The organism is Pseudoxanthomonas sp. LjRoot204_2, from assembly GCF_056175765.1.
The window spans coordinates 1-5,792 of the sequence record NZ_JBGFFG010000215.1 but is presented as its reverse complement, the minus strand read 5'-3'; the positions used below and the strand labels follow the sequence as shown (position 1 = coordinate 5,792).

Sequence of the window (5,792 nt, the reverse complement as noted above, 5' to 3'; positions counted from 1 at the left end):
CATATGCCCAGGCGGTGCGGAAAATCAGATGTCGGCCTCCTACAGCCTTGATGGCCTCCTCGCCAGCCAGTTTGCTGGCGCCGTAGACGCCCAACGGAGCCGTGGGATCCTCTTCTCTGTAAGGACGCCGCCCACGACCATCGAACACATAGTCGGTGGAATAATGGACAAGTAGGATGTCGCGTTCAGCACATGCGCGCGCCAAAACATTCGGCGAGTGAGTGTTGGCTCGAACAACGGCGGCGCGGTCGTCCTCCGCACGATCAACAGCGGTATAGGCTGCCGCGTTGACCACGACGTCCGGCGCGACTCTGCGCACCAACTCTGGCAAATCCTCTGGCCTATCCAAGTCTGCAACTTCGCACGACTCGCCTCCCGGCAACACTCCCGTCCGTGTCGCTGAAATCACATCACCACTTGCCGTCAGACTCTTGCTCAACTCCAGTCCAAGCTGGCCATTGGCCCCTAGCAGAAGTAGCCTCATGACTCGATAACGGGCAGCCGATCCCGCGCAATATCAGCCAAAAATGGAGCAGCCGCATCCTTCTCGGAGAGTTGGGGTTCGCTGATTGGCCAGTCGATGCCAATGGCGGGATCATCCCAGCGCACGCCGGCATCAGCCGCTTTATCGTACATGGCAGTGCACAAGTAGCTGAAGACTGCGCGCTCAGAGACAACTGCGAAACCGTGCGCGAAACCTTCCGGGATCCAGAACTGCCGCTTGTTCTCAGCGCTCAGCATTACGGCTGCCCATTGCCCGAAGGTGGGCGAGCCACGGCGGATATCGACCGCCACGTCGTAGACCTCGCCTTCGACGACGCTGACAAGCTTGCCCTGCGGATTGGGCCACTGGTAATGAAGGCCACGCAGCACGCCACGCGCCGAGGAGGACACGTTGCTCTGAACGAATGCTGTGGGGAGCCCATGCTGGCCATAGCGATCGGCATTCCATGTCTCAAAGAAGAAACCGCGCTCATCTCCGAAGACCGCCGGCTCAACCACCACACAACCTGGCAGAGACGTTTCGACAATWTTCATCGCACGATTCCACGGGCGACCAGCGACAGCAGATACTGCCCGTACCCGTTTTTGGCCAGCGGCGCGGCGAGCTTCTCGACCTGCGCAGCATCGATCCAACCGTTACCAAAGGCGATCTCTTCCGGGCAGCACACGCGCAAGCCTTGACGCGCCTCGATGGTCTCGATGAAGGTGGATGCCTCGAGCAACGACTGGTGCGTACCCGTGTCCAGCCATGCATGCCCGCGCCCGAGCGGCTCAAGGTGCAACGCGCCGGCTTCCAGGTATCGCCGATTGAGATCGGTGATCTCAAGCTCGCCACGCGGTGATGGTTTCAGCTCCGCCGCGTAGTCGCTAGCATTCCCATCGTAAAAATAGAGTCCGGTTACGGCGTAATTCGATCGCGGATTCGCTGGCTTCTCTTCGATGTCGACGACGCGCCCCTCCGTATCGAACTCAGCGACGCCATAGCGCTCGGGATCGTTGACCCAGTAGCCAAATACCGTGGCACCCTCCTCGCGCGCGTCTGCCCGCCGCAGCTGCTCGGTGAAGCCATGCCCGTAGAAAATGTTGTCGCCTAGAACCAGACAGCTCGGCTTTCCACCGACGAACTCCTTGCCGATCAGGTAGGCCTGCGCCAACCCGTCCGGGCTCGGCTGAACGGCATACTGGATATCCATGCCCCACTGGGATCCATCGCCCAGCAACGCCTTGAACAGCGCCTGTTCGTGCGGGGTGTTGATCACCAACACTTCGCGGATGCCCGCCAGCATCAGCACGCTGAGCGGGTAATAGATCATCGGCTTGTCGTAGACCGGCAGCAGTTGCTTGCTGATGGCCTGCGTCAGCGGATACAGGCGGGTGCCGGAGCCGCCCGCCAGGATAATGCCCTTGCGCTTTGTCATCGTCGTCTTCCCTTACGCGGCCGTGCCGATGCGTTCCAGGCGGTAGCTGCCGTCCAGCACGCGCTTCACCCAATCCTGGTTGGACAGGTACCAGTCGACGGTCTCGGCGATGCCCTGTTCGAAGGTGTACTCGGGCTCCCAGCCCAGCTCGTCGCGCAACTTCGATGCATCGATCGCGTAGCGCCGGTCATGGCCAGGCCGGTCTGCGACGAAGGTGATCTGGGAGCTGCGGGATTGCCCATCAGCGCGCGGCACGCGCTCATCCAGCAACGCGCAGATCGTGTGCACGACCTCGAGGTTCTGTTTTTCGGCATTGCCGCCGACATTATAAGTTTCGCCGACGCGGCCCTTCTCCAGCACCCGGCGGATCGCGCTGCAATGGTCGCCGACGAACAGCCAGTCGCGCACGTTCCTGCCATCGCCATACACTGGTAGCGGTTCACCCGCCAGTGCCCGCGCGATGATCAGCGGAATCAGTTTCTCGGGGAAATGATACGGGCCGTAGTTGTTCGAGCAATTGGTCGTCAGGACCGGCAAACCATACGTGTGGTGGAAGGCGCGGACCAGATGGTCGGACGCGGCCTTGGACGCCGAGTACGGGGAGTTGGGCGCGTAAGGCGTGGTTTCCGTGAACTTTCCGGTCTCCCCCAGCGATCCGTAGACCTCGTCGGTGGAGACGTGCAGGAAACGGAAATTTCCGCGCCGCTCGCCCTCCAATGCCTTCCAGTAGTCGCGCGTCGCCTCCAGCAGGCCCAGCGTGCCCACCACGTTGGTCTGGATGAAGGCGCCGGGCCCGTCGATGGAACGGTCGACGTGGCTTTCTGCCGCGAAGTTGACGACCGCATCGGGGCGGTGCTCGCGGAGCAGTCGCGACACCAGATCCCGGTCGCCGATATCGCCCTGCGCGAATACGTGCAGCGGATTGTGCTGGAGGGACGCCAGGGTATCCAGGTTGCCGGCGTAGGTCAGTGCGTCGAGGTTGATCACCTTGATGCCGCTGGCGACAGCGCGCAGCACGAAGTTCCCGCCAATGAAACCGGCGCCGCCGGTGACAAGCCATGTAGGCATGTGTTGCTCCTTTCTTCAATTAGTCCTGGTCACGCCAGATCCCGGTTAAACCCATACACGTTGGGAAGCTCAGAACGGAATGTCGTCATCCGCGAAATCGTCCATCGGCGCCGGTTGCGAAGTCGGTGCAGGCGCGGAACGGCGCTGACCGCCGCCACCCCCCTGGCTGCCATAGTCCTGGCGCGGCGCGCGGGCCGGGCGGTCGCCGCCCATGCCACCGCCACCACCACCCTCACGGCCGCCCAGCATCTGCATCTCGTCGGCGATGATGTCGGTGGAGTACTTCTCCTGCCCGTCCTGGCCGGTGTACTTGTCGTAGCGGATCGAGCCTTCCACGTACACCGAGCTGCCCTTGCGCAAGTATTCGCCGGCGATCTCGCCGAGCTTGCCGAAGAACACCACGCGGTGCCATTCGGTGCGCTCCTGCTGGTTGCCGTCCTTGTCCTTGCGCACGCTGGTGGTCGCCAGGCTGATGCGGGTGATCGCCATGCCACCCTGGGTGTAGCGGGTTTCTGGGTCGTTGCCGAGGTTGCCGACCAGGATGACTTTATTGATGCCGCGGGCCATATCGATATCCGTTCAGGGATGCCCGCCGAGCGCGGGCAAAGACCAGTGAAGTATACCCGTCGGGGTMCCGCCATCGGCCGCCGACCGGCTCACATGTAGGGCATTGCCGCACGCCAGACCTTATAATTACGTGACTTTCCGGCACCTCGCCCCATGTCCGTCGTCGATTCCCCCCGTTCCGCCTTGACCCTCCCCGCCATCCAGTCGCTCGCGCAAGCGGACATGGCGGCTGTCGACGCATTGATCCGGGCGCGGCTGGCCTCGGACGTGGTCCTGATCAACCAGATCGCCGACCACATCATTTCGGCAGGCGGCAAGCGCCTGCGGCCGATGCTGGTGGTCCTGGCCGGGCTGGCCTGCGGACCGACCGCGCCGGACCATCACCAACTGGCGGCCATCGTCGAGTTCATCCACACCTCCACCCTGCTGCACGACGACGTGGTSGACGAATCTGACCTCCGCCGTGGCCGCAGCACGGCGAACGCCCTGTGGGGCAACGCGCCGAGCGTGCTGGTCGGCGATTTCCTGTATTCGCGCAGCTTCCAGCTGATGGTGGAACTGGACCGCATGGACGTGATGCGCCTGCTGGCCGACACGACCAACCGGATCGCCGAAGGCGAAGTGCTGCAGCTGCTGCACGTCCACAACCCCGACACCGACGAGGCCGCCTACCTGCGCGTGATCGAGCGCAAGACGGCCGTCCTGTTTGCGGCGGGCACGCAACTGGGTGCACTGGCGTCCGGCGCCGATACCGCCACCCAACGTCGCCTCTACGACTACGGCATGGCGCTGGGCTATGCCTTCCAGATCGCCGACGACGTGCTCGACTACACCGCCGATGCCGAGGCGCTGGGCAAGAACCTGGGCGATGACCTCGCCGAGGGCAAGGCGACCCTGCCGCTGATCCATGCCATCCGCCACTCGGATGCGGCCACCGCGGACCGCCTGCGCACCATCGTGCAGGCCGGCGAGGCGGACGGGATGCCCGAGGTGCTGGCGGCGATCCGTGCGACCGGGGGCCTGGACTACAGCCGCGCGCGTGCGCACCACTACGCGACGCTGGCTGAGCAGGCGCTCGACGGCCTGCCGGCATCCGAGGCGCTCGCCGCCCTGCGCGGCCTGGCGCGTTATGCGGTGGAGCGCGGGCACTGAGCGCGCCCGCGCCCGGTCAGCGGGCGAATACGTCGGCGAAGAAGTCCGCCATCATCCGGTAGGCGCGCTTTGCCGACGGCGCGTGATACACGCAGCCCGGCGGATTCTGCGCATCGGATTCGGCGAAGCAGTGCACCGCACCGCCGAAGCTGACGAACTGCCAGTCGGCGCCGGCCTTGCGCATCTCGTCCTGGAAGGCGGTGATCTCCGCCGCGGATACGTAGGTGTCATCGCCCCCGTTGAGCACCAGCACGGGTGACTTCACCGGACCGGCCGCCGGCAGATCGGTGGCGAGCCCGCCATGCAGGCTGACAATACCCGACAACGCGTCGCCGGCACGAACGAGCTCCAGCACCGTGCTGCCACCGAAGCAATAACCGAATGCGCCGATGCGGGTCGCGTCGACCAGCGTTCCGGGTTGCTGCTTCAGCACCTCGACCGCCTTCTGCACACGCGCGCGCAATGTCGGCCGGTCCGCGCGCATCGCGGTGGCCACCGGTCCGGCTTCGGCATCGGTCTTCGGGCGGATACCCTTGCCGTAGACATCTGCCACCAGCACCACGTAGTCGTCGCCGGCGACCAAGTGCGCTTTCTCGATCGCGGACGCGTTCACGCCTTTCCAGTTGGGCACCATCACCAGGCCGGGGCGCGGTTTCTTCACGGYATCGTCGTAGACGAGCACACCGGCGAACGTATCGCCGCCGATCTTCCATTCCACCGGCTTGGCGACGGGCGCCGCCAGCAATGCGGGCGACCACAGCAGGGACAGCAGGCAGGGCAAGAGCAACATGCGGCGCATCGCGCGATCTCCTTGGGGGATGGCCTGCGAGTGTACGCCCGCCGTGTTCACGCGATCTGACGAGGCGTGCGGCCTCAGCCGGCCCCCAGGCCTGGAATCGACGTGATCGCATCCGGGTCGAATCCGGCGAGTTCCGCGAAGTGCCTGCCGCGCGCCACGTAGTCGCGATACTGACCGAAGCTGGGCGCACCAGGCGACAACAACACCACGCCCTCATCGCCCAACGCCTCGCGTGCGGCGGCGATCGCCTGCGGCAACGTCTCCACGCCGATCAGCGTGAACCC

7 protein-coding genes and 1 pseudogene are annotated in these 5,792 nt (G+C 64.6%); 1 reads left to right on the top strand and 7 read right to left on the bottom strand.

Annotated elements, in window-relative coordinates:
• The 5 genes from AC04L7_RS11220 to AC04L7_RS11200 form a co-directional block, all read right to left on the bottom strand.
• Positions 1-484 (bottom strand): SDR family oxidoreductase (locus AC04L7_RS11220; RefSeq protein WP_475513019.1); only part of this gene is annotated, 484 nt, incomplete at its 3' end.
• Positions 481-1,038, bottom strand: a complete 558-nt coding sequence (gene rfbC / locus AC04L7_RS11215) for a dTDP-4-dehydrorhamnose 3,5-epimerase (RefSeq protein WP_475513018.1) — start codon at positions 1,036-1,038, stop codon at positions 481-483. The genes rfbC and AC04L7_RS11220, both read right to left, overlap by 4 nt.
• Positions 1,035-1,922, bottom strand: a complete 888-nt coding sequence (gene rfbA, locus AC04L7_RS11210; RefSeq protein WP_435999896.1) for a glucose-1-phosphate thymidylyltransferase RfbA — start codon at positions 1,920-1,922, stop codon at positions 1,035-1,037. The genes rfbC and rfbA overlap by 4 nt, the downstream gene beginning before the upstream one ends.
• A 12-nt stretch (positions 1,923-1,934) precedes the next feature.
• A complete protein-coding gene (gene rfbB, locus AC04L7_RS11205; protein ID WP_435999898.1) occupies positions 1,935-2,990 on the bottom strand; it encodes a dTDP-glucose 4,6-dehydratase in 1,056 nt (351 codons plus the stop codon).
• A 69-nt stretch (positions 2,991-3,059) separates the two neighbouring features.
• Positions 3,060-3,557: a single-stranded DNA-binding protein gene (locus AC04L7_RS11200; protein ID WP_296278818.1), complete on the bottom strand. Its 498-nt coding sequence runs from the start codon at positions 3,555-3,557 to the stop codon at positions 3,060-3,062.
• Between the two features lie 153 nt (positions 3,558-3,710).
• On the opposite strand from AC04L7_RS11200, the gene AC04L7_RS11195 reads away from it, so the two are divergent.
• On the top strand, positions 3,711-4,709 hold the full coding sequence (locus AC04L7_RS11195) for a polyprenyl synthetase family protein (RefSeq protein ID WP_435999901.1): 999 nt from the start codon (positions 3,711-3,713) through the stop codon (positions 4,707-4,709).
• A 16-nt stretch (positions 4,710-4,725) separates the two neighbouring features.
• Here AC04L7_RS11195 and AC04L7_RS11190 read toward each other — a convergent pair whose 3' ends face one another.
• Together AC04L7_RS11190 and murD are read right to left on the bottom strand one after the other, a co-directional pair.
• Positions 4,726-5,508 carry a dienelactone hydrolase family protein gene (locus AC04L7_RS11190; RefSeq protein ID WP_475513017.1) on the bottom strand — a complete coding sequence of 261 codons (783 nt, stop codon included), beginning with the start codon at positions 5,506-5,508 and terminating at the stop codon, positions 4,726-4,728.
• A gap of 74 nt (positions 5,509-5,582) precedes the next feature.
• A pseudogene (gene murD, locus AC04L7_RS11185) lies at positions 5,583-5,792 on the bottom strand (UDP-N-acetylmuramoyl-L-alanine--D-glutamate ligase); the annotation flags it as partial.

Coding starts and splice junctions, on each gene's coding strand:
- rfbA (WP_435999896.1), bottom strand. CDS start 1,922: ATGACAAAGCGCAAGGGCATTATCCTGGCGGGCGGCTCCGGCACCCGC.
- rfbB (WP_435999898.1), bottom strand. CDS start 2,990: ATGCCTACATGGCTTGTCACCGGCGGCGCCGGTTTCATTGGCGGGAAC.
- AC04L7_RS11200 (WP_296278818.1), bottom strand. CDS start 3,557: ATGGCCCGCGGCATCAATAAAGTCATCCTGGTCGGCAACCTCGGCAAC.